General features: G+C 64.3%; 25 protein-coding genes and 1 riboswitch. Of the genes, 20 read left to right on the top strand and 5 right to left on the bottom strand.

The window, feature by feature from the left end; translation table 11 throughout:
• Positions 1-128: 128 nt before the first annotated feature.
• From moxR1 to DSM43276_RS12135, 6 genes are all read left to right on the top strand, one after another.
• A complete protein-coding gene (moxR1, locus tag DSM43276_RS12160; protein ID WP_099051790.1) occupies positions 129-1,274 on the top strand; it encodes a chaperone MoxR1 in 1,146 nt (381 codons plus the stop codon).
• A complete protein-coding gene (locus DSM43276_RS12155; RefSeq protein WP_078329877.1) occupies positions 1,271-2,230 on the top strand; it encodes a DUF58 domain-containing protein in 960 nt (319 codons plus the stop codon). Before moxR1 ends, DSM43276_RS12155 begins: the two co-directional genes overlap by 4 nt.
• On the top strand, positions 2,227-3,237 hold the full coding sequence (locus DSM43276_RS12150) for a VWA domain-containing protein (protein WP_078327041.1): 1,011 nt from the start codon (positions 2,227-2,229) through the stop codon (positions 3,235-3,237). The genes DSM43276_RS12155 and DSM43276_RS12150 overlap by 4 nt, the downstream gene beginning before the upstream one ends.
• A gap of 74 nt (positions 3,238-3,311) precedes the next feature.
• The gene (gene fabG1 / locus DSM43276_RS12145; RefSeq protein ID WP_078288052.1) at positions 3,312-4,058 is read left to right on the top strand and encodes a 3-oxoacyl-ACP reductase FabG1; all 747 of its coding nucleotides are present in this window, start codon (positions 3,312-3,314) and stop codon (positions 4,056-4,058) included.
• A gap of 75 nt (positions 4,059-4,133) precedes the next feature.
• Entirely contained in the window at positions 4,134-4,943 is an 810-nt protein-coding gene (inhA, locus tag DSM43276_RS12140; RefSeq protein WP_078288053.1) for an NADH-dependent enoyl-ACP reductase InhA, read from the top strand.
• A gap of 17 nt (positions 4,944-4,960) precedes the next feature.
• Positions 4,961-5,983, top strand: coding sequence for a ferrochelatase (locus DSM43276_RS12135; RefSeq protein ID WP_078329878.1), 1,023 nt, complete (start codon positions 4,961-4,963; stop codon positions 5,981-5,983).
• On the opposite strand, the gene DSM43276_RS12130 is transcribed toward DSM43276_RS12135, so the two are convergent.
• Positions 5,980-6,807 carry a hypothetical protein gene (locus tag DSM43276_RS12130; protein WP_078329879.1) on the bottom strand — a complete coding sequence of 276 codons (828 nt, stop codon included), beginning with the start codon at positions 6,805-6,807 and terminating at the stop codon, positions 5,980-5,982. The genes DSM43276_RS12135 and DSM43276_RS12130 overlap by 4 nt on opposite strands.
• A 65-nt stretch (positions 6,808-6,872) precedes the next feature.
• Here DSM43276_RS12130 and DSM43276_RS12125 point away from each other — a divergent pair, with 65 nt between their 5' ends.
• The 8 genes from DSM43276_RS12125 (at position 6,873) to DSM43276_RS12095 (ending at position 13,260) form a co-directional block, all read left to right on the top strand.
• Entirely contained in the window at positions 6,873-7,298 is a 426-nt protein-coding gene (locus DSM43276_RS12125; protein WP_078329880.1) for an NfeD family protein, read from the top strand.
• 30 nt (positions 7,299-7,328) lie between these two features.
• Complete coding sequence (locus tag DSM43276_RS12120; RefSeq protein WP_078329881.1) at positions 7,329-8,483, top strand: SPFH domain-containing protein; 1,155 nt, start codon at positions 7,329-7,331, stop codon at positions 8,481-8,483.
• A gap of 70 nt (positions 8,484-8,553) precedes the next feature.
• Positions 8,554-8,722: riboswitch (M-box (ykoK) riboswitch) on the top strand.
• Positions 8,723-8,953: 231 nt separating this feature from the next.
• Positions 8,954-9,091 carry a hypothetical protein gene (locus DSM43276_RS23565; protein WP_167668454.1) on the top strand — a complete coding sequence of 46 codons (138 nt, stop codon included), beginning with the start codon at positions 8,954-8,956 and terminating at the stop codon, positions 9,089-9,091.
• A 137-nt stretch (positions 9,092-9,228) separates the two neighbouring features.
• Positions 9,229-10,533 carry a magnesium transporter MgtE N-terminal domain-containing protein gene (locus DSM43276_RS12115; protein ID WP_078329882.1) on the top strand — a complete coding sequence of 435 codons (1,305 nt, stop codon included), beginning with the start codon at positions 9,229-9,231 and terminating at the stop codon, positions 10,531-10,533.
• Positions 10,530-12,251, top strand: coding sequence for an Nramp family divalent metal transporter (locus DSM43276_RS12110; protein WP_078329883.1), 1,722 nt, complete (start codon positions 10,530-10,532; stop codon positions 12,249-12,251). Before DSM43276_RS12115 ends, DSM43276_RS12110 begins: the two co-directional genes overlap by 4 nt.
• Before the next feature lie 15 nt (positions 12,252-12,266).
• A complete protein-coding gene (locus DSM43276_RS12105) occupies positions 12,267-12,467 on the top strand; it encodes a hypothetical protein (RefSeq protein WP_078329884.1) in 201 nt (66 codons plus the stop codon).
• A 53-nt stretch (positions 12,468-12,520) separates the two neighbouring features.
• Positions 12,521-12,889, top strand: a complete 369-nt coding sequence (locus DSM43276_RS12100) for a DoxX family protein (RefSeq protein ID WP_078329885.1) — start codon at positions 12,521-12,523, stop codon at positions 12,887-12,889.
• Complete coding sequence (locus DSM43276_RS12095; RefSeq protein WP_078329886.1) at positions 12,886-13,260, top strand: DoxX family protein; 375 nt, start codon at positions 12,886-12,888, stop codon at positions 13,258-13,260. Before DSM43276_RS12100 ends, DSM43276_RS12095 begins: the two co-directional genes overlap by 4 nt.
• Here DSM43276_RS12095 and DSM43276_RS12090 read toward each other — a convergent pair.
• On the bottom strand, positions 13,257-13,988 hold the full coding sequence (locus DSM43276_RS12090) for a TVP38/TMEM64 family protein (RefSeq protein WP_078329887.1): 732 nt from the start codon (positions 13,986-13,988) through the stop codon (positions 13,257-13,259). The genes DSM43276_RS12095 and DSM43276_RS12090 overlap by 4 nt on opposite strands.
• Before the next feature lie 181 nt (positions 13,989-14,169).
• On the opposite strand from DSM43276_RS12090, the gene mutA reads away from it, so the two are divergent.
• Genes mutA through meaB form a run of 3 tightly spaced genes read left to right on the top strand, consistent with a single transcriptional unit; the run spans position 14,170 to position 19,269 of the window.
• Positions 14,170-15,999: a methylmalonyl-CoA mutase small subunit gene (mutA, locus tag DSM43276_RS12085; RefSeq protein ID WP_078329888.1), complete on the top strand. Its 1,830-nt coding sequence runs from the start codon at positions 14,170-14,172 to the stop codon at positions 15,997-15,999.
• Position 16,000: 1 nt separating this feature from the next.
• Entirely contained in the window at positions 16,001-18,277 is a 2,277-nt protein-coding gene (gene scpA, locus DSM43276_RS12080) for a methylmalonyl-CoA mutase (RefSeq protein ID WP_078329889.1), read from the top strand.
• Entirely contained in the window at positions 18,277-19,269 is a 993-nt protein-coding gene (meaB, locus tag DSM43276_RS12075) for a methylmalonyl Co-A mutase-associated GTPase MeaB (protein ID WP_078329890.1), read from the top strand. Before scpA ends, meaB begins: the two co-directional genes overlap by 1 nt.
• 12 nt (positions 19,270-19,281) lie before the next feature.
• Here the strand turns inward: meaB and DSM43276_RS12070 are convergent, their stop codons facing one another.
• On the bottom strand, positions 19,282-20,010 hold the full coding sequence (locus DSM43276_RS12070; protein WP_169053105.1) for a TetR/AcrR family transcriptional regulator: 729 nt from the start codon (positions 20,008-20,010) through the stop codon (positions 19,282-19,284).
• A 161-nt stretch (positions 20,011-20,171) separates the two neighbouring features.
• Between DSM43276_RS12070 and DSM43276_RS12065 the strand changes: the two genes are divergently transcribed.
• Both DSM43276_RS12065 and DSM43276_RS12060 read left to right on the top strand, forming a co-directional pair.
• On the top strand, positions 20,172-21,614 hold the full coding sequence (locus DSM43276_RS12065) for a carotenoid oxygenase family protein (protein ID WP_078329892.1): 1,443 nt from the start codon (positions 20,172-20,174) through the stop codon (positions 21,612-21,614).
• Positions 21,615-21,661: 47 nt separating this feature from the next.
• On the top strand, positions 21,662-22,246 hold the full coding sequence (locus DSM43276_RS12060) for an exonuclease domain-containing protein (RefSeq protein ID WP_078329893.1): 585 nt from the start codon (positions 21,662-21,664) through the stop codon (positions 22,244-22,246).
• On the opposite strand, the gene DSM43276_RS12055 is transcribed toward DSM43276_RS12060, so the two are convergent.
• Positions 22,235-23,284: a putative nucleotidyltransferase substrate binding domain-containing protein gene (locus DSM43276_RS12055; protein WP_078329894.1), complete on the bottom strand. Its 1,050-nt coding sequence runs from the start codon at positions 23,282-23,284 to the stop codon at positions 22,235-22,237. The two genes, DSM43276_RS12060 and DSM43276_RS12055, sit on opposite strands and share 12 nt — an antisense overlap.
• A 15-nt stretch (positions 23,285-23,299) precedes the next feature.
• Complete coding sequence (locus tag DSM43276_RS12050; RefSeq protein ID WP_078329895.1) at positions 23,300-24,172, bottom strand: LysR family transcriptional regulator; 873 nt, start codon at positions 24,170-24,172, stop codon at positions 23,300-23,302.
• Positions 24,173-24,262: 90 nt separating this feature from the next.
• Here DSM43276_RS12050 and DSM43276_RS12045 point away from each other — a divergent pair, with 90 nt between their 5' ends.
• On the top strand, positions 24,263-25,519 hold the full coding sequence (locus DSM43276_RS12045; RefSeq protein ID WP_078329896.1) for an MFS transporter: 1,257 nt from the start codon (positions 24,263-24,265) through the stop codon (positions 25,517-25,519).
• Positions 25,520-25,591: the final 72 nt, after the last annotated feature.

The raw sequence follows: 25,591 nt of genomic DNA, 5'->3' as shown, positions 1-25,591 counted from the left end.
GGTACGTGGACCAAATCCCGGGATGCTGGAATAGTGGACCGGAGGCGCCGCCCGGGTTTGGGTGCCGCTCACATGCATCGCGCCACCAACAGGGCATGAAATCGTCAGGCAGAGCCGGAGGGAAGTTGATGTCATCACCAGGGTCACCAGGGGGAGGTGCCGGGTACCCCGGCGGAAGTGCCGGCCCCGTGCCGCACGCGCCGCAGGGTGCGACATCGCCGGCGCTGGCGGCCGACGTGCAGAACCTTGAGCGCGCCATCTTCGAGGTCAAGCGCATCATCGTGGGCCAGGACCGGCTCGTCGAGCGAATTCTGGTCGGCCTGTTGGCCAAGGGGCATGTGCTGCTCGAGGGCGTGCCCGGTGTCGCCAAGACGCTGGCAGTGGAGACGTTCGCCAAGGTGGTGGGCGGTACGTTCTCGCGCATCCAGTTCACCCCCGACCTGGTGCCCACCGACATCATCGGTACCCGTATCTACCGCCAGGGCAAGGAGGAGTTCGATACCGAGCTCGGTCCGGTGGTGGCCAACTTCCTGCTGGCCGACGAGATCAACCGTGCGCCCGCCAAGGTGCAGTCGGCGCTGCTCGAGGTCATGGCCGAACGGCATGTCTCGATCGGCGGCAAGACGTATCCGATGCCCAAGCCGTTCCTGGTGATGGCCACGCAGAACCCCATCGAGAACGAGGGTGTGTACCCGCTGCCCGAAGCGCAGCGCGACCGGTTCCTGTTCAAGATCAACGTCGACTACCCGACCGTCGAAGAAGAGCGGGAGATCATCTACCGGATGGGCGTCACGCCGCCCGAGCCCAAGCAGATCCTGTCGGCGGACACGCTGCTGGGCCTGCAGGAGCTGGCGGCCAGGAACTTCGTGCACCACGCCCTCGTCGACTATGTGGTCCGGGTGATCTCCGCCACCCGTAACCCGGCGCAGTTCGGCCTTGGCGACGTCGCCAACTGGATTTCCTATGGTGCCAGCCCACGTGCCTCGCTGGGCATTATCGCGGCGTCCCGTGCGCTGGCTCTGGTGCGCGGGCGTGACTATGTGATCCCGCAGGACGTCATCGAGGTCATCCCGGATGTGCTCCGCCACCGCCTGGTGATGAGCTACGACGCCCTCGCCGATGACGTCTCCGCCGACACCGCGATCAACCGCATTCTGCAAACGGTGGGCCTGCCGCAGGTGAATGCAGTGCAGCAGCAAGGACATTCGGTGCAACCGGCGATGGTGGGGACAAACGGCCCGGTCCCGGCCACCCATAACGCCGCGCCCAGGTGAGCACTCCCAGTCCCGGCTCTGCCCGGCCGGTAGACATCCCGTCGCTGCGCCGTGGCGAGATCCGTGACCCGCAGCTGTCGGCGGCACTGCGGACATTGGAGTTGAAAGTCCGGCGCAAGCTCGACGGGGTGTTACACGGTAATCACCTCGGTCTGATTCCCGGCCCGGGATCGGAACCAGGGGAATCCACGCTGTATCAGCCCGGTGATGACGTGCGCCGGATGGACTGGTCGGTGACCGCCCGGACCACCAGCCCGCATGTGCGCCAGATGATCGCGGACCGCGAACTGGAGACGTGGTTGGTGGTCGACATGTCCGCGAGCCTGGACTTCGGCACCACCAACTGCGAGAAACGCGATCTCGCGGTGGCTGCCGCCGCAGCCGTCATCTTCTTGAACAGCGGCGGCGGGAACCGGCTCGGCGCGATAATTGCCAACGGGGACAAGATTGTTCGCTTGCCTGCGCGATCGGGTCGGGCCCACGAACAGGACATTCTGCGCAGCATCGCCACCATGCCCAAGGCGCCGCAGGGAGTGCGCGGGGACCTGTCGGTGGCCATCGAGGCTCTTCGCAGGCCGGAGCGCCGCCGCGGAATGGCCGTCGTCATCAGTGACTTTCTCGGGCCCATCAACTGGATGCGGCCGCTGCGTGCCATCGGTGCCCGGCACGAGGTACTCGGGATCGAGGTACTCGATCCGCGCGACGTGGAACTGCCCGATGTCGGCGAGGTGCTGTTGCAGGATGCCGAGACCGGGGTCACCAAGGAGTACCGGATCGACGAGAACCTGCGGCGTGACTTCGAGCAGGCGGCGGCGCAGCATCATGACGAGGTGGCACGCACATTGCGCCGTTGCGGCGCTCCGATTTTGAGCTTGCGGACGGACCGTGACTGGATTGATGACATCGTGAGATTCGTCTCCCAACAGCGCCGCGGTGCGGTGGCGGTGGCTCGATGAGTGATCTGCCGTTCTTCGGGCCGATGACTCTCACGGGCTTCACCCACCCGTGGTTCTTCCTGGTGCTGCTGCTGGTGGCCGGGTTGGTCGGGCTATATGTGTTTGCGCAGTATCTGCGGGAGAAGCGGGTACTGCGATTCGCGAACACTGAGCTACTGGACTCGGTGGCACCGACTCGGCCTCGCGCCTGGCGGCACGCCGCGACGGCGCTTCTGGTGGTCGGCCTGCTGGTGTTGACCATCGCTCTGGCAGGCCCGAGTCATGACGTGAGGATCCCGCGTAACCGCGCCGTGGTGATGCTCGTCATCGACGTCTCGCGGTCCATGGAATCGACCGACGTCGCCCCCAATCGCCTGGGTGCCGCGAAGGAAGCCGGTAAGGAATTCGCCCGCAATCTGACCCCGGGTATCAACCTGGGCCTCATCGCCTACGCAGGTACTGCGACAGTGCTCGTCTCACCCACCACCAACCGGGACGCCACCGTCAACGCCCTGGATAACCTGCAGCTCGCGGATCGCACCGCCACAGGTGAGGGCATCTTCACGGCGCTGCAGGCCATCGCGACGGTGGGTGCGGTCATCGGCGGCGGTGACAAGGCGCCCCCAGCGCGCATCGTGTTGATGTCCGACGGTAAGGAAACCGTTCCGTCGAACCCTGACAATCCCAAGGGTGCCTACACCGCGGCACGTACCGCCAAGGACCAGCAGGTGCCGATTTCGACGATCGCGTTCGGAACCAAGGACGGGTATGTCGAGATCAATGGGCAGCGCCAGAACGTCCCGTATGCCCCCGACATGATGGAGAAGGTGGCCAAGCTGTCGGGTGGGGAAACCTACACGGCGTCCACGCTCGGCCAGCTCAAGGAGGTGTACGCCAACCTGCAGCAGCAGATTGGGTACGAGACGATCCGCGGCGATGCCAGCGTCGGATGGCTGCGTCTGGGTGCGCTCTTGGTGCTCGCGGCGGCCTTCGTCGGGCTGGTGATTAACCGGCGTCTCCCCAACTGATTCGGTGTCCGCTCGCGGGATCGGTTGGGCCCGTCGGTTAGGCCAAAGTCTAAGAAGACGATAAATTGACTCCTATGTCTGATGCTCTCGGCGCTAGCGCCGCCCGTCCCGACTTTGTCTCTCGTTCTGTCCTGGTCACCGGTGGCAACCGGGGTATCGGCCTTGCGATCGCGCAACGTCTTGCCGCGGACGGGCACAAGGTGGCTGTGACCCACCGCGGATCCGGTGTGCCGGAGGGCTTGTTCGGCGTGGAGTGCGATGTCACCGACAACGATGCCGTCGACCGGGCCTTCAAAGAGGTCGAGGAGCACCAGGGCGCCGTCGAGGTGTTGGTATCCAATGCCGGCATCGCACAGGACGCATTCCTGATGCGCATGACCGAGGAGAAGTTTGAGCAAGTCATCAACGCCAACCTGACCGGGGCGTTCCGGGTGGCCCAGCGGGCCTCACGCACTATGCAGCGGAAGCGCTTCGGCCGGATGATCTTCATCGGTTCGGTCTCGGGTACCTGGGGAATCGGCAATCAGGCCAACTATGCAGCCTCCAAGGCCGGTGTCATCGGCCTGGCGCGCTCGATCGCGCGGGAGCTCTCCAAGGCGGGCGTCACCGCCAACGTGGTCGCGCCTGGTTTCATCGACACCGAGATGACGCGCGCGCTCGATGAGAGGGTCCAGGAGGGCGCACTGGAATTCATTCCGGCGAAGCGGGTGGGAACCGCAGCTGAGGTCGCCGGGGTCGTCAGCTTCCTGGCCTCCGAAGATGCCAGTTACATCTCCGGTGCAGTCATCCCGGTTGATGGCGGCATGGGCATGGGCCACTAGGCACAGGCATTCGGCGGCCATGCGCCGCTGACGCGACGAGCTGTAAGACGAGCGAGAACACAACTAAGGAGAATCGTGGCAGGGCTACTCGAGGGCAAGCGGATCCTGGTGACGGGCATCATCACCGATTCGTCGATCGCATTCCACATCGCAAAGGTCGCGCAGGAACAGGGTGCGCAGCTGGTGCTCACCGGGTTCGACCGGTTGCGCCTCATCGAGCGCATCACCCAGCGCCTTCCGGAGCCGGCGCCCCTGCTGGAGCTCAATGTGCAGGACGAGAAGCATCTGGACAGCCTCGCCGACCGTGTCACCGAGGTGATCGGCGAGGGCAACAAGCTCGATGGCGTGGTGCACTCCATCGGTTTCATGCCGCAGACCGGCATGGGGCTGAATCCGTTCTTCGAGGCACCGTTCGAGGACGTGTCCAAGGGCTTCCACATCTCGGCCTTCTCCTACGCGTCGTTGGCCAAGGCAGTGCTGCCGATCATGAACCGCGGCGGCAGCATCGTGGGTATGGACTTCGATCCGACCCGCGCGATGCCGTTCTATAACTGGATGACCGTGGCCAAGAGTGCGCTGGAATCGGTCAACCGGTTCGTCGCGCGCGAGGCGGGTGCGGCCGGTATTCGTTCGAATCTTGTTGCCGCCGGTCCTATTCGGACGTTAGCCATGAGTGCGATCGTCGGCGGTGCGCTGGGCGACGAGGCCGGCAAGCAGATGAGCGTGCTTGAGGAGGGCTGGGACCAGCGTGCCCCGATCGGCTGGGACATGAAGGACCCGACACCGGTCGCCAAGACCGTGTGTGCCCTGCTATCGGACTGGCTGCCCGCCACCACCGGCGACATCATCTTCGCCGACGGCGGCGCCCACACCCAGCTGCTCTGAGCGGCGGATATTCGGCTGTGTTATTCGACGCTGTGCTCCTGCTGTCCTTCGGTGGTCCCGAAGGGCCGCAGGAGGTTCGGCCCTTCCTGGAGAACGTCACGCGAGGCCGAGGCATTCCGCCAGAACGTCTCGACGAGGTGGCCGAGCACTACTTCCATTTTGGCGGCGTCTCTCCGATCAACGGCATCAATCGAGCGCTGATCGATGAGATCTCGCGCCAGTTAGAACTGGCCGGGCGCCCCCTGCCGGTGTTCTTCGGTAACCGCAATTGGCACCCCATGGTGGAAGAGACCGTTGCCGACATGCGCGACAAAGGGATTCAGCGGGCCGCCGTCTTCACGACGTCTGCCTGGGGTGGCTATTCGGGATGCACACAGTACGTGGAGGACATCGCCAGGGCCCGCGCCGCGGTGGGGGACGGGGCGCCCGAGTTGGTGAAGCTTCGTCAGTATTTCGACCACCCGGCATTGGTGCAGCTGTATGCCGAGGCGGTCACCGCCGCGGTTTCGGGCCTGCGGGGTGCGCCGCGGCTGGTGTTCACCGCCCATTCCATCCCGATAGCTGCCGACCAGCGGCACGGCCCCGAGCTCTACAGCCGCCAGGTGCGCTACCTCGCGCAATTGGTCGCCGAGGCGGCCGGGTACCAGGATTACGACGTGGTGTGGCAGTCCCGTTCGGGCCCGCCTCAGGTGCCCTGGCTGGAGCCGGACATCGTTGATCATCTTGCGGCACTCAAAGACCGAGGAATCCGATCGGTGGTTGTGGCGCCGATCGGGTTTGTGTCGGACCACCTGGAGGTGGTGTGGGACTTGGACAACGAGGCGCATGAGTATGCGGTCGCACACGACATCGAGCTCGCGCGGGCGGCGACGCCGGGGGCCGACGAGCGATTCGCGCGCATCGCGGTGGACCTGATCGCAGAGATTGCGGATGGGCACCCCGCGCTGCGCGCAATGGGAGAGAACCCGGTCCCCGGATACGGGTTCAGCGTGAACGGCGCCCCGTGTTCACCCCTGTGCTGCGGCCGGCTGGAGGTCTAGGGCGCGGCGGCGATGACGGCGGCCGCGGCAGCCATCCGCGCTTCGCGCACCAGAATGACGAGGGGCCGCAGCGCGTCGGCAACCGTTCCGTCGTCGAGCGCCCCGGGCGATTCCATGATCTCCGCCGCTGCCGTGGCAATGGCCTCAACCTGGTTGGCCGAATCGAGCACGCGGACCGCCCGGTGTGGCGCGTAGTCCGGCAGGCGGTGCCCACGTAGCGTCGAGAGCACGTCTTCGACCAGGGCGCGAGGGTCTGCATCCGTAGGGCCCACAACCCGGTCCACGCGGTTGAGTGTCGCCGTGGCCGTTCGGACCGCCTGGCGTAGTTGATATTCGGCTTCTCCGAGGTCGGGTACCGCCTGTGCGGGGATCCGGCCAGGAAGCGAGTACACAGTCCAGGACAGGCCGGTGGTCTCGCCGCGGTCCTCGTCGTACTCCACCGCGGGAACCAATCCTATTGCCGTGGAGTTATTTTGGCGATCGCTGAGCACAATCGCCTCGCTGGCCTCCATCGCGTCACGCTGAAACTGGGTATTGGCGGGCAGGCCCCGCGGGTCGCCGGGCGCGGGCAGAATCACGTGGATGTCGGGCGAACCGTGTGGCTGGCCGGTTGCGGTACGGACCGTCTGAAGTAGGCCGATGGGGCCGTTGTCGTCCATATCTGGCCACGAGAGTCCCGTGTGGCCGGCGGCGACGGCGTCGTATGCGGTAACCAAATGCCTTGGCGCCCAGGCGATGAGGGCGTCGATGACGTCGTCCGGCGACGCGCGGCCCGCCAGCCACGCGCTTGCCCACACCGCCAGGGACACACTCGGATTCGCCATAGTGCTCGCAGTCTAAGGCTCCGTATCCGCCCCCACCAGTTGCCCACGCGGTCTAATGTGGACCTATGCCGATTGTGTGGCTCGTCGCAGGCATCCTGCTCGCGGCCGCCGAGCTGATGACAGGTGACATGTTCCTGTTGATGCTGGGCGGTTCGGCCCTGGTCACGGCCGGTGCCGGGTGGGTGTTCGACATGCCGCTGTGGGCCGAGGGGCTGGTCTTCGTCATCAGTGCGGTCATTCTGCTGGTCGGTGTGCGGCCGGCGTTACGCAAGCGACTGACGGCGGGCCCGATCCTGCACACCAACGCCAGGGCGTTGGAGGGCAAGAGTGCCATTGTGATTGAACCGGTCGACGACCTGCACGGGCTGGTTCGGCTCGGCGGCGAGATGTGGTCCGCCCGTAGCCTGGAGAAGTCAGGTCGATTCGAGCAGGGTGAGACGGTGACGGTTGTCCAGATCGACGGTGCGACGGCGGTCGTCGAGAAGATTTAGCGCAATAACCTCAGTGACAGGAGTACGGGAATGGGAGTAGCTGCCGGGGCCTTTGTGCTGATCGTCTTGATAATCCTGGGCGTCACCATCGTGCTGAAGTCGGTGGCACTCGTCCCGCAGGCGGAGGCCGCGGTGATCGAGCGCCTGGGGCGGTATTCGAAGACCGTCAGCGGGCAGTTGACCATCCTGGTGCCGTTCGTCGACCGCATTCGGGCCAAGGTTGATCTGCGTGAACGGGTGGTGTCCTTCCCGCCCCAACCGGTGATCACCGAGGACAACCTGACGGTGAATATCGACACCGTCGTCTACTTCCAGGTCACCAATCCGCAAGCTGCGGTGTACGAGATCAGTAATTACATCGTCGGTGTGGAACAGCTCACCACCACCACGCTGCGCAATGTGGTCGGCGGTATGACGCTGGAGCAGACGTTGACGTCACGCGATCAGATCAACGGTCAGTTGCGCGGCGTGCTCGATGAGGCCACCGGACGGTGGGGCCTGCGCGTCGCGCGCGTCGAGCTGCGATCGATCGATCCGCCGCCCTCGGTGCAGGAATCCATGGAAAAGCAGATGAAGGCCGACCGTGAGAAGCGCGCCATGATCCTGTCAGCCGAAGGTGCCAGGCAGGCGGCGATCCTGTCGGCCGAGGGGCAGAAGCAGGCACAGATCCTCGCCGCCGAGGGTTCGCGGCAGTCGGCAATCCTGGCCGCCGAAGGTGAACGCCAGTCCCGCATCCTGCGCGCCGAGGGTGAGCGTGCCGCCCAATATCTGCAGGCGCAGGGCCAGGCCAAGGCCATCGAAAAGGTCTTTGCCGCAGTGAAATCGGGTAAGCCCACTCCAGAGCTGTTGGCGTACCAGTATTTACAGACGCTACCGAAGATGGCTCAGGGGGAAGCCAATAAGGTGTGGCTCATTCCCAGTGACTTCGGTTCGGCGTTGCAGGGGTTCACCAAGTTGCTGGGTGCCCCCGGATCTGACGGTGTGTTCCGCTACGAACCGTCCCCGGACGATGAGTCATCCGAGCGTCCCGAGGATGACGCCGACGAGGTTGCCGGGTGGTTCGAGACCAAGACCACGCCCGAAGTCGCTGCGGCGGTTGCCGCGGCGCAATCCGCGGCTCAGGAAATCGGGGCGGCGGACCCCGCGATCAACCCGACGCGGGGTCATGGGCTGCCGGGAGCGTGACACGCGCGGTGTCCGCACCGGCGTTGTCGCCTTGACAAGGGGATTCCTCCGGCCCATCATGGGTAGCGGTTCAGCACCTTGCTAGGTGAGGCTCCTACGTGAATACAGGCCACTGATCTGACGACGTCGAGAGACGCCCAAGGTTAGGACAGGTCTTCCCGGACTAAGGGATGACCCGAAGTGGCTTCCGCGAGCGGACACGTCACGTAGTGCCGAAGCCCTGACGAGAGGGGTGCATGCCGGGCGGCGTCGCTGTCCGGTGTTTCTCTCTTGTGGTCGCTGTGCCGACAGCAGGCGCCCGCGTGCGCCCCGACGGCAAGGAGGTGAGGCACAACCGTGATATCCGGTGACAGTCCGCATAGACAACAGCTGCCGCATACCTTGCTGCTTATTCGAGGGTGAAACCTCGCTTTAGTCAACGCTTTTGACGCTTGCGCTCGGGTATGCGGCTTCCTCAAAGGAGTCCGATCATGAGCACAACATTCAACGCAGTACGCCGGCTGTGGACACGGCACCGGCTGACCCCGCAAGAGCGCGCCAATCTGCAATTGGCCTACTCACCGCTTGCGGTTGTTTCGGCATCGTTAGGGGCGCACCCACCGCGGTAACCCTGAGGGGTGCTGCCATCGCATCTGCGCACAGCCGATTCACAGTGCGTGGACATTCGGAATTCATTCGAGGCCAATACGCTTCGGCCGCCCACTGGGCGGACGGAGCGTATTGGTTCAAACGCTGAGGAGTCGGCATGACTACTTCGAACAAGGCGGCTACGCCACGGGTAATTCAATTCTCGGACCTGTTGAAGGCTCCGGTTTTCGCGCGCTCCGGCGACACGATCGGCCGGTTGGAGGATGTCATCGTGCGGCTGCGCGGGTCGGATGAATACCCGCTCGTCACCGGGTACGTCGTCGACATGGGTGGACGCAGGGTCTTCGTGTCCTCGGATGTGGTTTCTGCGGTGGCACCGAATCGAATTGAATTGAGCAAGAACAAGGTTGACCTTCGTGGTTTCGAACGCCGCGACGGCGAGTATCTGCTTGACGAGGATGTGCTCGATCATCGGTTCATCGATGTGGAAAACGCCGAACTGGTGCACGCCTACGACATCGAGCTCGTGGAATCGGCCGAAGGATGGATACTCGCCCGGCTCGATACCCGCCGTCCAGCAAGGTTTTTTGGTCTGATCAGGGCCGGCGCCGGCCAGGCCGGTAGGGATTGGAAGGCCTTCGAGCCGATGATCGGCCATGGTGGGTCACTGTTGGCGCGACGCGTCGGCGGGAGAGTGAACACACTCAAGCCCGCCGAGATCGCGGACCTGCTCGAGGAGGCCACCAAGGAGGAGGGTGGCGAGATCCTCGATCGCGTCCGTGACAACCCGGAGCTCGAGGCCGACGTATTCGAGGAACTCGATTCGGATAAGGCCAGCAAGCTGTTCCAGGACATGTCCGATGCGGATGTCGCTGCCCTTCTTGGCCGGATGCGTGCGGACGACGCGGCGGATGCGATCTTCGACCTGCGGCAGTCACGTCGGCGAGCCGTGTTGGATCTGATGCCGGGACCGCAACGTACCAAGGTGGTCACGTTGATGGGGTTCAGCCCCGAGTCGGCTGGTGGCCTGATGAATGTCGACATTGTGTCCTGCCTGCTCGGCAGCACCGCCGGTGATGCGCTCGGTGCGATATCGGTGGCGAAATCCCTTCAGCCCGAGGCGCTCCTGAAGGTGCACGTGATTTCCGACGATGGCGAATTGGTGGGCGTGGTGTCGGTGATCCGTCTTCTGCAGGCCGATCGTGGTGCTGCCGTGGCGTCGATCATGGATGACGACCCGGTGCGCGTCGCCCCGGAGGCCGACCTGACCGACGTCGCATTGTTGATGGCGGACTACAACCTTGCCTTGATTCCCGTGGTCGATGAGGGGGACAAGGTGCTCGGTGTCGTCACCTATGACGATGTGCTGGCCGCGCTTATCCCCGAGGATTGGCGTCGTCGCGAGCCCGCCCCCCGTCCGGTGCGCCAGGTCGCGCCGAGCCCAGACGGAGTCGCGCCGTGAGCGAGAACGGAATCGTCGAGAGCTCCATGGGAAGCCCGGACGGCCGGGTTGTTGGTGCGTCCCAGGCAGTTACGGGCCAGTCGAAGAGCGCCGTGCTTGATTCGGCCCATCTGGGTGATATCGAAGGTGCATTCGGCAAGATCAGCGTGAGCGATCCCGGTCAGGCACGCACCTTCAAGACACGGATGGCGACGATGGCCGCCATCTTGGGGCCGGGCATCATCGTCATGGTCGGCGACAACGATGCCGGCGGCGTGGCGACATACGCCCAGGCCGGTCAGAGCTATGGATACAGCCTGTTGTGGGTGCTCTTGCTGCTCATCCCGGTTCTTATTGTCAATCAGGAGATGGTCGTTCGCCTCGGTGCGGTTACCGGAGTCGGACATGCGCGGTTGATCAACGAGCGGTTCGGTCGTGGGTGGGGCTGGTTCTCCGTAGGCGACTTGTTCATCTTGAACTTCCTGACTCTCGTCACCGAATTCATCGGTGTCGCACTGGCTTCGGAGTACCTCGGAGTTTCGAAGTACTACACGGTGCCTATCGCCGCAATCGCACTGATTCTCATCATGGCCACCGGCAGCTTCCGCCGCTGGGAGCGAGCGATGTTCGTGTTCATTGTGATCACACTGCTGCAGATCCCCATGTTCTTGATGTCGGATCCACAGTGGGCAAGGGCCGCGCACGGTTTCGTGGTGCCGGGTATCGACGGCGGAATCAGCTCGGGTGCGGTGCTGTTGATCATCGCGATGGTGGGCACCACTGTCGCGCCGTGGCAGCTGTTCTTCCAGCAGTCCAACATCGTCGACAAGCGCATCACGCCCCGGTTCATCGGGTACGAACGCGCCGACACCATCATCGGCTCACTCGTGGTGGTGATCGGTGCCGCCGCGCTGCTGATGACGGCCGATTACGCAGCCCGCGCGACCGGCAACTCGGGTCCGGACAAGTGGGGCGACGTGGGCGATGCGGGAATGATCGCCGACTGGCTGGGGCAGGTTCAGCCGTTGTTGGGCAAGATCTTTGCCATCGTGCTGCTGGATGCGTCCATCATCGGAGCGGCGGCGGTCACCCTGGCCACCAGTTACGCGTTCGGTGACACTTTTGGGCTCAAGCATTCTCTGCACCGCAGCTTCAAGGACGCCAAACCCTTCTATCTCTCGTACACGGTGATGGTCGGCGTGGGAGCGGCCATCGTGCTCATCCCGAATGCCCCGCTCGGGCTCATGACTACCGCGGTGCAGGCGCTGGCCGGCCTGCTCTTGCCCAGCGCAAGTGTGTTCCTGCTGTTGTTGTGTAATGACAGGGCGGTGTTGGGTCCGTGGGTCAACAAGGCGTGGCTCAACGTTGTGGCCGGGCTCATCGTCGGTGTGCTGCTGTTCCTTTCCGGCATTTTGATGGCCACGACGCTGTTCCCGGATCTGGACGTCGTAGAGGTTGCCGGTGACCTGGCCATGGGTGTCGCGGTTCTCGCAGTGCTGGTCGGGATTGGTCTGTGGTGGGCGTCGGGGAGGCAACGCATCGATCCGGCGGTCGTGGCGATGAACAAGGCCCTCGACGGTGTTGACGCGCGGACCTGGCGTATGCCGCCGCTGGCATTGCTCGAGCCGGTCTCCTGGAGTCCGGGAACCAAGTTTGGAATGCTCGCACTGCGCGGATATCTGGTTGTCGGTGCCATTCTGTTGGTGGTGAAGGCAATTCAACTCGCACACGGGAGCTGAGTAACGGCAGGCAATGTGTCAGGAAATCGTTGGGAATACGCGGTCGCGCTGGACTGTCTGGGCGCGACCGCGTCCAATGAATACATGAGTATTCGCGCGTTACGTCGTTTCTGGGAGCGCCATCAGTTGACCCCGCAGGAGCGCGCCAACATGCGGCTGGCCCACTCGCCACTGGCGGTCATCTCCGCCTCCCTCGGTGCGCACGCGCCTCACTAGCGGGAATCGGCCGACCTATCGATTACGCGGTGTAGCAGTGGTTCACTGGAGCTATGAGCAATGACGCTTTTCTGTCTCCCCGAGTCCTAGCTTTGTTGGGTTCTTTCCAGGCCGTCGATGCCGTGCTCTGCATCCAGCCGGTTCCCTATGTGGCTAAATGTCTTGACGATGTGCGTTATCCGCAACAAAACCGATGGATCTTCGCGCCGATCAAGGCCGCATCCGCGCTCGGGCTGATCGGTGGAATCCGGTTCCCCAGGCTGGCCAAACTGACGCTGGTCATGCTCACCGTGTATTTCAGTATGGCCGTCGGCGCACATCTGCGGGTGCGTGACATCGGCCTGAACGCGATGTCGGCCTCGACGCTGCTCGCCACATACGGCATCTTGGCCGCCAGGGGATTGGCAGCGAAATCGTCATGACAGAGCGGCTTTTGGCGAATCCGAAAGTGCTGACCGCACTTGCGGCCATCCAGGCTGCCGACGCCGCGGTATGCGTCCGTCCGATCAAACCCATCAAAGAGTCGCTGGAGAAAGTACGTTTGCCGGCACAGATCTGGTGGGTTTTGCCGGTCGTCAAGTTGGCGTCGGCAGTGGGGCTCATCGCCGGTATTCGGTGGGCAGCGCTGGGGCGATTGACCGCGTTCATGCTCAGCGTCTACTTCACGCTGGCGGTCGGAGCGCACATCCGGGTGCGCGACACGGTGCTCAACGCGCTGCCCGCGGCGAGCCTGCTGGTGTGGTTCGCAGTCCTTGCGGGCAAGGGATTCGAGGAGCGGAAACCTGTGGCCTAGCCGCCGACCCGTTCGGGTTCATCAGAGGCCTCAGGACTGGGGATCTCGGTGTGTGCGCGCTTGTAGCGCCGGATCTCGTACAGGATGCCCAGTACGCCGACCACTGAGGTGGCCAACGAGACCGCGAAGAGCGTGCCGCTGATGTGACCGGTGAGTGCATCACCGAGCACGACGACCGCCAGGGTGCCCGGAAGCAGACCGACGAAGGTGGCTAGCGTGTAGGGCACCACGCGCACGGCGGAGGCTCCCGCCGCGTAGTTCAGGACCGAGAACGGTACCGCCGGGATAAGCCGCATCGACATCACCGCGATCCATCCCCGACGGCGCAATTGGTCGTCAACGTTCTTCACCCCGGGGCGGTGATGCAGCGTGCTGAGCTTCCACCCCAGTGCCCGCACCCCCCACAGCGCCAAGACCGCGCTCGCGGTGCTCGCGACGACAGCCAACAGGACGCCGAGCTGCGTTCCGAAGAGCAATCCGGCGGCCAGGGTGAAGGCGGTGCGTGGAAAGGGCAGCACCGTGACGATCGTGTGCGCTCCCAGGAAGGCGAGCGGGAACCATGGGCCGAGTTCACCAGCCCAATCCCTCATCTGGAGGGCGGTGGGCAGCGGAAGAAACAACATGGCCGCGACCACGATGAGAACGGCCACACCGGTCCACAGCAGCTGGCGCCGCGGGATCCGTCGCGCCACCGCGACGCCCGCGCCCCAGACCTGCCGGAATCCCATGGTGGCCAAGCCTACGGAGCCCGAATGAACGAAGGGGATAGGGCACGGGTGTCGCGGAGGCCGCGCCCCCGTACTGGGCAGTAGTCGATGGCGTCATTTAGCCTGATGACTAAGTGTGATAGGCATTTCGGCATGGAGTGCCATATATGTCGCTCGACGACGAGCAGCAGGGAGCAGTTTTATGACTGTTGAGGTGCCCGAGATTCGACGCGACTTCGCGCGGTGGCAGAAGAACGTCGCCGGAGTCCTGGCCAAGACCACCCGTAAGGCGGTCGAGGATCTGCCCGCCGACCCCGAACGACTGCTCGATTCGCCGACATATGACGGAATAGCGATCCGTCCGCTGTACACATCGCTTGATGAACTTCCCGAGCCGTCGCTGCCCGGACAGTGGCCCTTTGTGCGCGGTGGCGATCCCCGGCGCGATGTGAACAGTGGGTGGAAGGTCGCCGAGCGTTTCGACGGCGCGGACGGCACCGATGCCGCGCTCCTGAACGAGGCCATTCTCGACGCTCTGGGGCAGGGCGCCAGCGCCATCGTGCTGGCCGGTCTGGCACCAGAGTCGGTGGGACGTGCGTTGCAGGGGGTGTATCTCGACCTGGCTCCCATCCAGGTCGAGGCCGGCGCTGAGCTCGGCGGGGTGGCCGAGGCGATCTTCACGGTCCTGGACACGTACGAGGGAAACACCGCCGGGGTTGTTGTCGACCTCGGTGCCGATCCGCTCGGTGACGCGTTCGCCGGCCGGTCGGGGGTATCGGTCGACGACACGGTGGTGTTGGCCGAGCGTGCGAGTGCGCGGACCGAGCAGATCCGGGCCATCACCGTCGACGGCACGATCGCGCACGAGCTGGGTTCCAGTGACAGCCAGGAGCTTGCGGTCGCGGTAGCCGTCGGGGTCGCATACCTGCGGCTGCTGCAGAATGCGGGCCTGGGTATCGCAGAAGCGCTGCGGCAGATCAGTTTCCGCTTCGCCGCGACCGACGATCAATTCCTGTCGATCGCCAAATTCCGCGCCGCCAGGGTGCTCTGGGCTCGCGTGGCCGAGGTCGCCGGCGTGGCAGAGAGCGGTGGCGCCCTCATGCACGCGGTCACCTCCGAACCGATGATGGCGCAACGCGATCCGTGGGTGAACATGCTGCGCACCACGCTGGCCGCCTTCGGCGCCGGAGTCGGTGGGGCCGACAGCGTGCGGGTGCGCAGGTTCGACGACGCGATTGCCGGTGGATTGGATTCGGTGTCTCCGGCGTTCTCCGCGCGGATCGCCCGGAACACCCAACTGCTGCTCATCGAGGAGTCTCATGTCGGTCGGGTGCTCGACCCGGGCGGCGGCTCCTGGTACATCGAGGATCTCACGGAAACCCTTGCCCAGCAGGCATGGTCGCTGTTCACTGAGATCGAGGGAGCAGGAGGATTCGAGGCTTCCGCCGATCTGATCAGGGAACGTATCGCCGCGACGCGCGTACAGCGTGCCGAGGACATCGCCCATCGGCGTACCTCGGTGACGGGGGTCAACGAATTCCCGAACCTGTCAGAGGTGCCGTTGCCGCCGCATCCCGCCGACGGTTACCGGTACGCAGCCGATTTCGAGGCCCTTCGGGACCGCTCGGATGCCTCGTTGGCCGCATCGGGTACGCGTCCGACCGCACTCTTGATTCCGCTGGGCCCGCTGGCCGAGCACAACGTGCGCACCACCTTCGCCTCGAACCTGTTGGCCTCCGGCGGCATCGAGGCCGTCAACCCCGGCGTGCTCGACGCCGACACAGTCGCCGGTGCAGTCGCGGATGCGGGAGCGCGTGTCGTCGTCATGTGTGGCACCGATGCACGGTATGCCGCCGAGGCGGGTGCCGTCGTCGACGCGGCCAGGGCGGCGGGGGCCACCGACATCTATCTCGCGGGGCCCGAGAAGTCCGTAGCGGAGGTCGCGGAGGCATCGCGCCCTGATGGCTACCTGACCATGAAAATTAATGCCGTCGAAGCTCTTTCGGCCATCCTGACCAAGTTGGGGGCGTGACATGACTGACCTCACGGATCGTTCGGTATCCGCCACTCTGGGCAGTTTCGCCGACGTGCCGCTGCACGGCGACCGCGTGTCGGTCGCGCCGGATGCCGCCGCCGTAGAGGCCGCCGTGGGGGAGGCCGCGGGCGCGCACGGATACACCCGCGAGCAGCTCGACTGGGAGACGCCCGAGTCGATCACCGTCAAACCGGTCTACACCGCTGCGGACCGAGAAGCCGTGCGGGCCGAGGGATATCCACTGGATACTTTCCCGGGCCAGGTGCCGTTCCTGCGTGGGCCCTATCCGACGATGTACGTCAATCAGCCGTGGACCATCCGCCAATACGCGGGCTTCTCCACCGCCGCGGAATCCAATGCGTTCTATCGCCGCAACCTCGCCGCGGGTCAGAAGGGCCTGTCAGTGGCCTTCGACCTGGCGACCCACCGCGGATACGACTCGGATCATCCCCGGGTACAGGGCGACGTCGGAATGGCCGGTGTGGCCATCGATTCCATTCTGGACATGCGTCAGCTCTTCGACGGTATTGATCTGGGCTCGGTGTCGGTATCGATGACCATGAATGGCGCGGTGCTCCCGATTCTGGCGCTCTATGTGGTGGCCGCCGAGGAACAGGGTGTCTCGCCACAGCAGTTGGCCGGGACCATCCAGAACGACATCCTCAAAGAGTTCATGGTCCGCAACACCTACATCTATCCGCCGAAGCCGTCGATGCGGATCATCTCGGACATCTTCTCCTACACCAGTGCCAAAATGCCGAAGTTCAACTCGATTTCGATCTCGGGCTACCACATCCAAGAAGCCGGTGCCACAGCTGATCTCGAGCTGGCATACACCCTCGCCGACGGTGTCGAGTACATCAAGGCGGGGCTGGAGGGCGGCCTGGACATCGATGTCTTCGCTCCGCGTCTGTCGTTCTTCTGGGCCATCGGCATGAACTTCTTTATGGAGGTTGCCAAGCTGCGGGCCGGGCGCCTGTTGTGGAGCGAGTTGGTCGCGCAGTTCGATCCGAAGAGCGCGAAATCGCAGTCTCTGCGTACGCATTCGCAGACTTCCGGCTGGTCGCTGACCGCGCAGGATGTGTTCAACAATGTGGCGCGCACCTGTATCGAGGCGATGGCCGCGACCCAGGGACACACCCAGTCGCTGCACACTAACGCCCTGGACGAGGCGCTCGCGCTGCCCACCGACTTCTCGGCGCGTATCGCGCGCAATACCCAGCTGCTCATTCAGCAGGAGTCGGGTACGTGCCGGCCGATCGACCCGTGGGGTGGCTCGTACTACGTCGAATGGCTGACGCATCAGCTCGCGTCCCGTGCACGCGAGCACATTCGGGAGGTCACCGAGGCCGGCGGAATGGCGCAGGCCATCGATCAGGGCATCCCGAAGCTTCGCATCGAAGAGGCGGCCGCGCGCACCCAGGCCCGTATCGACTCGGGCCGTCAGCCGGTGATCGGCGTCAACAAGTACCAGGTGACCGAGGATCAGCAGATTGAGGTTCTCAAGGTCGAGAACTCGCGAGTGCAAACCGAACAGCTTGCCAAGTTGCAGCAGTTGCGCGCCGAGCGCGATAACGACGCGGTACGGCGTGCACTCGATGAACTGACACGGGCAGCGGCCGATTCCAGCCGTGCCGGGGAAGACGGATTGGGCAACAACCTGATGGCGCTGGCCATCAATGCCGCGCGGCACAAGGCGAGCGTCGGAGAGATTTCCGATGCGCTGGAGAAGGTCTATGGCCGCCATCAGGCCGAAATCCGTACCATCAGCGGGGTATACCGCGACGAGGTGGGAAGGGACGGCGCCGTTAGCAGCGTGACGCAAGCGACAGAGTTGGTACAGAAGTTCGCCGACGCCGATGGCCGCCGGCCGCGTGTGCTGGTCGCCAAGATGGGCCAGGATGGGCACGACCGCGGACAGAAGGTGATCGCCACGGCCTTCGCCGATATCGGTTTCGACGTCGACGTGGGCCCGCTGTTCCAGACACCGGAGGAAGTTGCGCGTCAGGCCGCGGACAACGACGTGCATGTGGTCGGGGTGTCCTCGCTGGCGGCGGGTCACCTGACGTTGGTGCCGGCGTTGCGCGAGGCATTGGCAGCGGCGGGGCGTCCGGACATCATGATCGTCGTCGGCGGTGTGATTCCACCCGGTGATTTCGATGAGCTGTATGAGGCGGGTGCCGCGGCCATCTTCCCCCCGGGAACAGTCATCGCCGAGGCCGCGATTGGCTTGTTGCACAAGCTGGCTGAGCGGCTCGGTTACGACCTCGTCTGATGGCGGAAAAACAGTCACCTGATGATCTTGCGACTCTGATCCGATCGGGGGATCGTTCGGCGCTTGCCCGATCGATCACGCTGGTCGAGTCGACGCGTGCCGATCATCGCGCGCGAGCCCAGCAGCTGCTGCTGGAGCTGTCTCCTGACGGTGGGAACGCCCTGCGGGTGGGTATTACCGGTGTGCCGGGGGTGGGAAAGTCGACCACCATCGAGGCGCTCGGTATGTACCTCATTGAGCAGGGGCATCGGGTGGCCGTGCTGGCGGTCGATCCGTCGTCGACGCGTACCGGCGGATCCATTCTGGGCGATAAGACCAGAATGGGTCGGCTCTCGGTACATCCCGATGCCTACATCCGGCCGTCGCCGACCTCGGGCACGCTGGGCGGGGTGGCCAAGGCGACCCGGGAGACCGTGGTGCTGCTGGAATCGGCAGGATTCGACGTCATCCTTATCGAGACCGTCGGCGTGGGACAGTCCGAAGTCACCGTCGCCAACATGGTCGACACCTTTGCCTTCCTGACGCTGGCGCGCACCGGAGATCAGCTGCAGGGCATCAAAAAGGGTGTGCTCGAGCTCGCCGATATCGTGGTGGTGAATAAGGCCGATGGCGCGCATGCCATCGAGGCCCAGAAGGCCGCGCGGGAGTTGTCGGGTGCGTTGCGCCTGATCTACCCGCATGACACCCTGTGGCGCCCACCGGTTCTCACCATGAGTGCACTGGAAAACAAAGGAGTCTCCGAGATGTGGGACACCGTGCTGCAGCACCGCGCGGTGCTCACCGAGGCCGGGGAGTTCGAGGCGAAACGTCGCCGCCAGCAAGTGGACTGGATGTGGGCGATGGTGCGCGACGCGGTGCTGGATCGGGTGCTCAGGGCACCGGATGTGGAGGCCGCGCGTGCGGATATCGAGCAGCAGGTGCGTGAGGGCACCCTGACGCCTGCATTGGCCGCCGAACAGATCCTGTCCCTCGGTCCCTCAGGCCAGTCGTAGTCACCGCATCATTCACCGTGCGTCTGTCGCAGTGCGGGCCGTATCGAGTTCAGTGGCAGCCCGCGACAGAGTTGATGCCGCAGAGCCGTAAACCTTGTCGTGTGAGTCACCGAGGGCGACAAAGAGATCGGTGGTAAGGGAGGCGAGTACCCATGCCGCGTGGTCTTTGGTTCCCCAAAACCCCGCGAGTTCAAGCATGACGAATCCATGGATCATGGTCCAGAATTTGGCTGCAGCCAGCAGTACAGCGGATAGATCATCGGGTGAGCCATCAATTCGTCCTTCGGCCATGCAGCGTTGTACGCATCGAAAGAGGTACTCGGCGCTGGGGTGCATTGGCGTCGTTACGGTGGTGTCGAACATGTTGCGTCTGGGCGCGTTGATGCCGTCGGCGCTGGTCACCCCGAACATCAGGCGGCACATGTGCGGATTGTCTAAGGCGAACTGCCGGTACGCGAGACCCGTGACCATGAAGTCTGCGACAGGGTCATCGGTCTGTGCAGGTGCGGCCTGAGCCGCCCCGAACCGCCGTAGGCTCTCCTCGGCGACCGCGTTGACGAGGCCCGGCATGCCTCCAAAGTGTTTGTAAACCGCCATCGTCGATGTCCTGGCAGCCGTGGCGACCTTCCGGATCTGCACGGCCTCGGGGCCATCGCTATTGAGCAGGTCAACGGCCGCAGCTATCAGCATCTGCCGCATGTCTTCATTCTCTGCGGATGTGGAGGAGGCGCCCTTCTTCATCATGGTCTTGCCATATTGGCACAGGCGGCATACCCTGAGTAGAACAACGTTATAACACAGTTATTTCGAGGTTATACCAGGTGGGGGCCCCGCCGCGGCGGCACTCTGGTTTTGCGAAAGCTCTCGCAGTTGGCGTGCCATACGTCGAAGAAGGGATTGTCATGACGAGCAACTTCCTTGAGGGTGAGTTCGCCCCTCTGCACCGCGAGTACACCCTCACCGATTTGGCTGTGGTGGGCAGTATCCCGGAGTATCTGGACGGTCGGTATTTGCGCAATGGACCCAATCCCATAAGCGAGATCAACCCCGCGCTGTATCACTGGTTCGTTGGTGACGGCATGGTGCATGGCATCCGCATCCGCGACGGCAAGGCCGAGTGGTACCGCAATCGGTGGGTGCGGTCACCACAAGCTGCGCGGGCCCTGGGCGAACGGCCGCCTACCGGGCACTTCGGCGCCTCGCCGATCGGCGCCAATACCAACGTGATCGGTCATGCGGGCAAGACCATCGCCTTGATCGAAAGCGGCGTCCCGAACTACGAACTGACCGATGAGCTAGAGACAGTCGGAGTGTGCGATTTCGGCAACAGCGTCCGCGGCGGCTATACGGCTCATCCCAAACGAGATCCGCAAACCGGCGAGCTGCACGCTGTCTCTTACAGCATCGGACAGGGAAGTACCGTGCAGTACTCGGTCATTGGAACCGATGGCCGAGCCAGGAAGACCGTAGACGTCACCGTGGGCGGCAGCCCAATGATGCACGATTTCTCGCTGACAGATCGTTACGTCATCTTCTATGACCTGCCAGTGACCTTCGACGCTAGGCAGGCAGCGGAGATGACCGTACCCCGTGGGCTGCGGCTGCCGACGCGCCTGCTGCTCTCGGCATTGATCGGACGAGTCCGTATTCCTGATCCCATCTTTGCGCGCCTGCCGCAGACCAGAAGTGGGGACTATCGTTTCCCTTACTCGTGGAATCCCAAGTACCCCGCACGTATTGGTGTCATGCCCCGCGACGCCGGCAATTCCGATATTCGGTGGTTCGAGGTCGAGCCGTGCTACGTATTCCATCCTATGAATGCTTACGACGAGGGCGACACCGTCGTGCTCGATGTCGTACGTCATCCCAAGATGTTCGACACCGATCATCTAGCTCCGAACGAGGGGATGCCCACGTTGGACCGCTGGACCGTCGATCTCGCCGACGGCAAGGTCCGCGAATCGCGCATTGACGATAGGGGCCAGGAATTCCCTCGGGTTGATGAGCGGCTGGTGGGTAAACGGCATCGGTATGGATATGCGCCGGCGTTCGCGGCCGATGCCATCGCCGATGGAGTCCTGCTCAAACATGACTTCACTGCGGGCGGCTCGCGCGCACGCTCATTCGGTGCGGATAGGGCTTTGGGCGAGTTCGTCTTCCATCCTCGGTCGAGCGAGGCCGAAGAAGATGACGGAGTCCTGATGGGTTACGTCTACGACCGCCGCACGGATCGAAGCGAGCTGGCAATTTTGGACGCACAAACGCTCGAGGACGTCGCTACCATCAAACTGCCCCACCGCGTGCCAGCGGGATTCCATGGCAACTGGGTACCCACCACGACTTGACCGAGGATGGCTCGGCAGGTGGGCGTGATATGGGAGACTGCCCACACATGGTTGGCGATGCTGGTGAACCCGACGGACCTTCAGCCCCGTTGGTTTTTCTCGATACCGAGACCACCGGGCTTCATCGCGAGCGCCAGCCATGGGAAATAGCGATCATTCGCCGCACCGATTCCGGGCAACGGCAGTTGCACCTGTGTGTAGACGTCCAGGACTTAGACCTGGAATCGGCGGATCCCGCCGGCCTTGAGATCAGCGGTTTCCATAAGCGGCATCCGCAAGTGCGCTTGAGACCGCTGCAGTTCCCTCGTATTTTTCGTGCCGCGGAAGCTGTTTCGCTCGTTGACGAATGGACGGCGGGAGCCACCATCGTCGGGGTGATACCTCAATTCGATGCTGAGTGCCTGACGCGGATGTTCCTGGCCCACGGGACCGGCCCAGCGTGGAATCCGGCTCTCGTCGATGTCGTCGCCCTCACCGCGGCACGCATCCGTGAACGCGGGTTGGTACCGGACGCCGACTACTCCAATCTGTCGCTGCAATTCGGTGTGAAGACCCCCAGCGCCGGGCAGCGGCATACGGCCCTGGGCGATGCGCGCTGGGCCATGCGCTGGTACGACCGACTATCTGAATGAGGATGTCGAGGACAGGTAGATCAGCTTGCGTCGGATGCCGGCGATCTCGCGCGCGACGGAGCGCAGCACCGCACGCTCCTGCGGGGCAAGGGCAGACAGCGACACGATGTCGGACATGTGCTCGCCGTCCTGCCACGCCGTGGCCCGAGACCTCCACCGAAATCGAAGCAGCCAGGCGAAGCAATCCCGCAGTGTCGAGGCATCATCGGCGTCCAGGATGTTGCCGGCGGCGGCGTCGAGGCGCTCTGGTGTCGACAGTGCATCCGCTCCGGCGGACAACGCCGCCCAGCGTGCGATCTTGACCACCGGATCGATCGCCGCGACCTTGAGATCGACGGTGTCGGATTGCGTCGCGAATATCCTTAACCGCGAAGGGAATCCGGCGCGTATGGCCACCGCGTCCTGAAGCATGGCAAGTCGGATGGGGTAGTGGCGCTGTGCGCAGCGGGCATTCTCGGTACGCAGGGCGTTGTCCGACAACAACGATCCCGCGCCCACCCCGTGGGAGTCGGCCATCAGCCCCGCCATCACGACGCCGCGGTCTTCGGGCGGGTTGGCGCACCAGCGTTCGATTCCTTCGAACCAGTTGGAGGCCCGGCGGCAGAATCGCCCGCGACTGGCCAGCACGCCGTTCGAATCGCTTCCAATGCCGCCGCGTTCGAGCATCGCGTGCACCTGGGCTGCCAGCTCCATCAGGTGAGTCTTGCCGTCTCCGTCGAGCGCGTCGTCGACGGCAAGCAGCGTCTCGATATCGGAACCGGGTGCCGCCTCGCCTCGGGCCACACTTCCCGAAACGAACCAGGTCCAGCCCGGATCCACCCCGCCAGTGACGAGTCGTGCGGCCGTGCCGATGCTGTGCCGCAACGCTTCGGACCAGGCAGCGGCGAGGGCCGCCTCCGGCGTGCGCACTCGCACCTCAAGGGCTATCACCATCCGCGCCGCGCCCACGGCAGCACAGAACTCGGCCTCGTCGGCGGCGGTATCGATCTGCGCTATCGCCTGGGCGATCCCGTTCGCGGGCGGCACATCGGCAGACATGAGGATGATTGTGACCTACGTCGAGGCGATGGCGTGGGATATGAAATCCCGGACCGGGCGCGAAAGGGGCTGCCCGGAGCTCCAGATGATGCCGACGTCCCGGTGCGCGTCGGCGTCTACGAGGCGCAACATCCTGAGGTCGGGCGGGTAGGTGGTGGCGTCCACGGGGAGCACCGCGATGCCCAGGCCCGCGGCCACCAAGCCCGCCACCGTCGTCAGATCGCTCGATTCGAGCACGATACGCGGCTGGAATTGCGCGGCCGCACAAAGTTCTTCGAGGAGGCGGCGCATGCCGAACCCCGGATGCATCCCGATGAAGGGTTCGTCGGCAAGGTCGGCCATCGACACGTCTTCGGCCTGTGTGAGCCGATGGTCTGTGGGCACGGCGACACCGAGACGCTGCCGGAAGAGGTTGCGCCACCCCAGATTTGCGCGGCGAGGGCGCGGAGAGACGATTGCGACGTCCAGATCGCCGTTGGCGACAAGATCGTCGAGGCTGCCTGCGGCGCCCTGCTCGAGCACGAACCGTACGTGCGGCGACGCCGCGGCGAAGCCCGCGATCAGGCGGGCGACGAGTGTGGGGCCGAAGGTGTGCAGGAATCCGAGCCGGATCTCACCCTCGGCGGGATTGGCGAGATCGTTGATGGTTCGACGAGCAGAGTCCAGTTCCATCTGAGCGCGACGGGCGTGCTGGTAGAAGATCCGCCCGGACGGGTTCAAGGTGAGCCGCTTACCGTGCCGGTCGAACAGTTGCACGCCGAGCCGGCGCTCCAGTCTGGCCAGCATTCGGGTGAGCGTGGGCTGGGCGAGTTGGAGCTGCTCGGCGGCCGCGGTGACGTTTTGTCGCTCGGCGAGTGTGATGTACCACTCGTAGTCACCCTCCGCCATGCTGCCACCTCCATATATGCCTAAATTGAATTATAGATCGCTAAATTGCTCATTTCCGTGATATGCCCGGTCGGGGGAGCATCTAGGTCCATGACGATGGCTCCGAGCACCCAGAGCAGTCCGGCGATCTGCGCCGCGGATCCGGTGCCCCATGAAACGGGCACTGCCGGATATCGGCGTCTGACTGGCGCGCTCTTTGCCGCTGGGCTTGCGACGTTCGCCGCCCTTTATGGCACGCAGGCGGTGCTCCCGGCGCTCTCCGCGGACTTCGGGGTGAGCCCAGCCGCCGCCGCGCTGACCGTCTCTGTGACCACCGGAATGCTCGCGTTATCGATCATTCCGGCGAGTGCACTCTCGGAACGGTACGGGCGCACCCGGGTCATGCTGGTTTCGGCGATCGCCACGACGATCCTCGGGCTGTTGCTACCGGCCAGCCCCACCTTCGCGGTGTTGCTGATCGGTCGCGCCGCCGAAGGTGTTGCACTGGCTGGAATTCCGGCAGTGGCAATGGCATTCCTGGCCGAAGAGGTGCACCCGGGCTCGCTGGGTTCGGCGATGGGCAGATACATCGCGGGCACCACGGTCGGTGGACTCGCCGGACGGTTGGTGGCGTCCTCGGTACTCGACGTGAGCAATTGGCGGATGGCGTTATTAGGCAGTGGTGCCATGACATTGGTGTGCACGGTGCTCTTCGCCATGCTGCTTCCGCGGTCGCAATTCTTCGTGCCCAAGCGGGTCAGGGTCGGCACCACGATGCGAATTCTCGGGACGCACGTACGAAACCCGTTACTGCTCATCATGTTCGGACTGGCTTTCCTGCTGATGGGCGGATTCGTCACCGTGTACAACTATTTGGGCTATCGCCTGGTGGCGCCTCCGTTCGGGCTTCCCACGGCTATCGCCGGACTGCTGTTCCTGCTGTACCTCGCGGGAACGGTGTCCTCGGCAGTGGCCGGCCGCCTGGCGGACCGCCGCGGCCGGGGGCTGGTCCTCATCGGCGCGGTCGCCGTCACGGCCATCGGACTCGCGCTGACCATCCCGGATTCACTCGTCGCGGTGATCATCGGCGTGGGTGTGTTCACCGCGGGCTTCTTTGCCGCCCATACCGTCGCGAGCGGGTGGGTGGGCGCCGTCGTGCAGCGCGACCGCGCCGAGGCGTCCGCGCTGTACTTGTTCAGTTACTACCTCGGCAGTTCGGTGGCCGGGGCGGCGGGCGGCCTGGCATACCAAGCGGGCGGGTGGGCGCTGACGGTGCTCTTCGTGGGGGCGTTATTGACGATTGCCCTGGTCCTGGCCACGGTGATGGTGCTGCGAAACCGGTTTGGCCATATCAACGCACCCGAATAGAATTGGCGCCATAGACACCGATCCGGCCATCACCGGGGAGTCTCCGGAAGAAAAGTTTCGTGCCCAGCGCGG

The organism is Mycobacteroides salmoniphilum (genome assembly GCF_004924335.1).
GTDB lineage: Bacteria > Actinomycetota > Actinomycetes > Mycobacteriales > Mycobacteriaceae > Mycobacterium > Mycobacterium salmoniphilum.
Note: the sequence above shows the minus strand (reverse complement) of the source record. Positions and strands in the feature narration are given on the sequence as shown.

Excerpts from the sequence above, each read along its gene's own strand:
- moxR1 (WP_099051790.1), top strand. The coding sequence starts at position 129 with ATGTCATCACCAGGGTCACCAGGGGGAGGTGCCGGGTACCCCGGCGGA.
- DSM43276_RS12150 (WP_078327041.1), top strand. The coding sequence starts at position 2,227 with ATGAGTGATCTGCCGTTCTTCGGGCCGATGACTCTCACGGGCTTCACC.
- fabG1 (WP_078288052.1), top strand. The coding sequence starts at position 3,312 with ATGTCTGATGCTCTCGGCGCTAGCGCCGCCCGTCCCGACTTTGTCTCT.
- DSM43276_RS12130 (WP_078329879.1), bottom strand. The coding sequence starts at position 6,807 with ATGGCGAATCCGAGTGTGTCCCTGGCGGTGTGGGCAAGCGCGTGGCTG.
- DSM43276_RS12125 (WP_078329880.1), top strand. The coding sequence starts at position 6,873 with ATGCCGATTGTGTGGCTCGTCGCAGGCATCCTGCTCGCGGCCGCCGAG.
- DSM43276_RS12120 (WP_078329881.1), top strand. The coding sequence starts at position 7,329 with ATGGGAGTAGCTGCCGGGGCCTTTGTGCTGATCGTCTTGATAATCCTG.
- DSM43276_RS23565 (WP_167668454.1), top strand. The coding sequence starts at position 8,954 with ATGAGCACAACATTCAACGCAGTACGCCGGCTGTGGACACGGCACCGG.
- DSM43276_RS12115 (WP_078329882.1), top strand. The coding sequence starts at position 9,229 with ATGACTACTTCGAACAAGGCGGCTACGCCACGGGTAATTCAATTCTCG.
- DSM43276_RS12100 (WP_078329885.1), top strand. The coding sequence starts at position 12,521 with ATGAGCAATGACGCTTTTCTGTCTCCCCGAGTCCTAGCTTTGTTGGGT.
- DSM43276_RS12095 (WP_078329886.1), top strand. The coding sequence starts at position 12,886 with ATGACAGAGCGGCTTTTGGCGAATCCGAAAGTGCTGACCGCACTTGCG.
- DSM43276_RS12090 (WP_078329887.1), bottom strand. The coding sequence starts at position 13,988 with ATGGGATTCCGGCAGGTCTGGGGCGCGGGCGTCGCGGTGGCGCGACGG.
- mutA (WP_078329888.1), top strand. The coding sequence starts at position 14,170 with ATGACTGTTGAGGTGCCCGAGATTCGACGCGACTTCGCGCGGTGGCAG.
- scpA (WP_078329889.1), top strand. The coding sequence starts at position 16,001 with ATGACTGACCTCACGGATCGTTCGGTATCCGCCACTCTGGGCAGTTTC.
- meaB (WP_078329890.1), top strand. The coding sequence starts at position 18,277 with ATGGCGGAAAAACAGTCACCTGATGATCTTGCGACTCTGATCCGATCG.
- DSM43276_RS12070 (WP_169053105.1), bottom strand. The coding sequence starts at position 20,010 with ATGAAGAAGGGCGCCTCCTCCACATCCGCAGAGAATGAAGACATGCGG.
- DSM43276_RS12065 (WP_078329892.1), top strand. The coding sequence starts at position 20,172 with ATGACGAGCAACTTCCTTGAGGGTGAGTTCGCCCCTCTGCACCGCGAG.
- DSM43276_RS12060 (WP_078329893.1), top strand. The coding sequence starts at position 21,662 with ATGGTTGGCGATGCTGGTGAACCCGACGGACCTTCAGCCCCGTTGGTT.
- DSM43276_RS12055 (WP_078329894.1), bottom strand. The coding sequence starts at position 23,284 with ATGTCTGCCGATGTGCCGCCCGCGAACGGGATCGCCCAGGCGATAGCG.
- DSM43276_RS12050 (WP_078329895.1), bottom strand. The coding sequence starts at position 24,172 with ATGGCGGAGGGTGACTACGAGTGGTACATCACACTCGCCGAGCGACAA.
- DSM43276_RS12045 (WP_078329896.1), top strand. The coding sequence starts at position 24,263 with ATGACGATGGCTCCGAGCACCCAGAGCAGTCCGGCGATCTGCGCCGCG.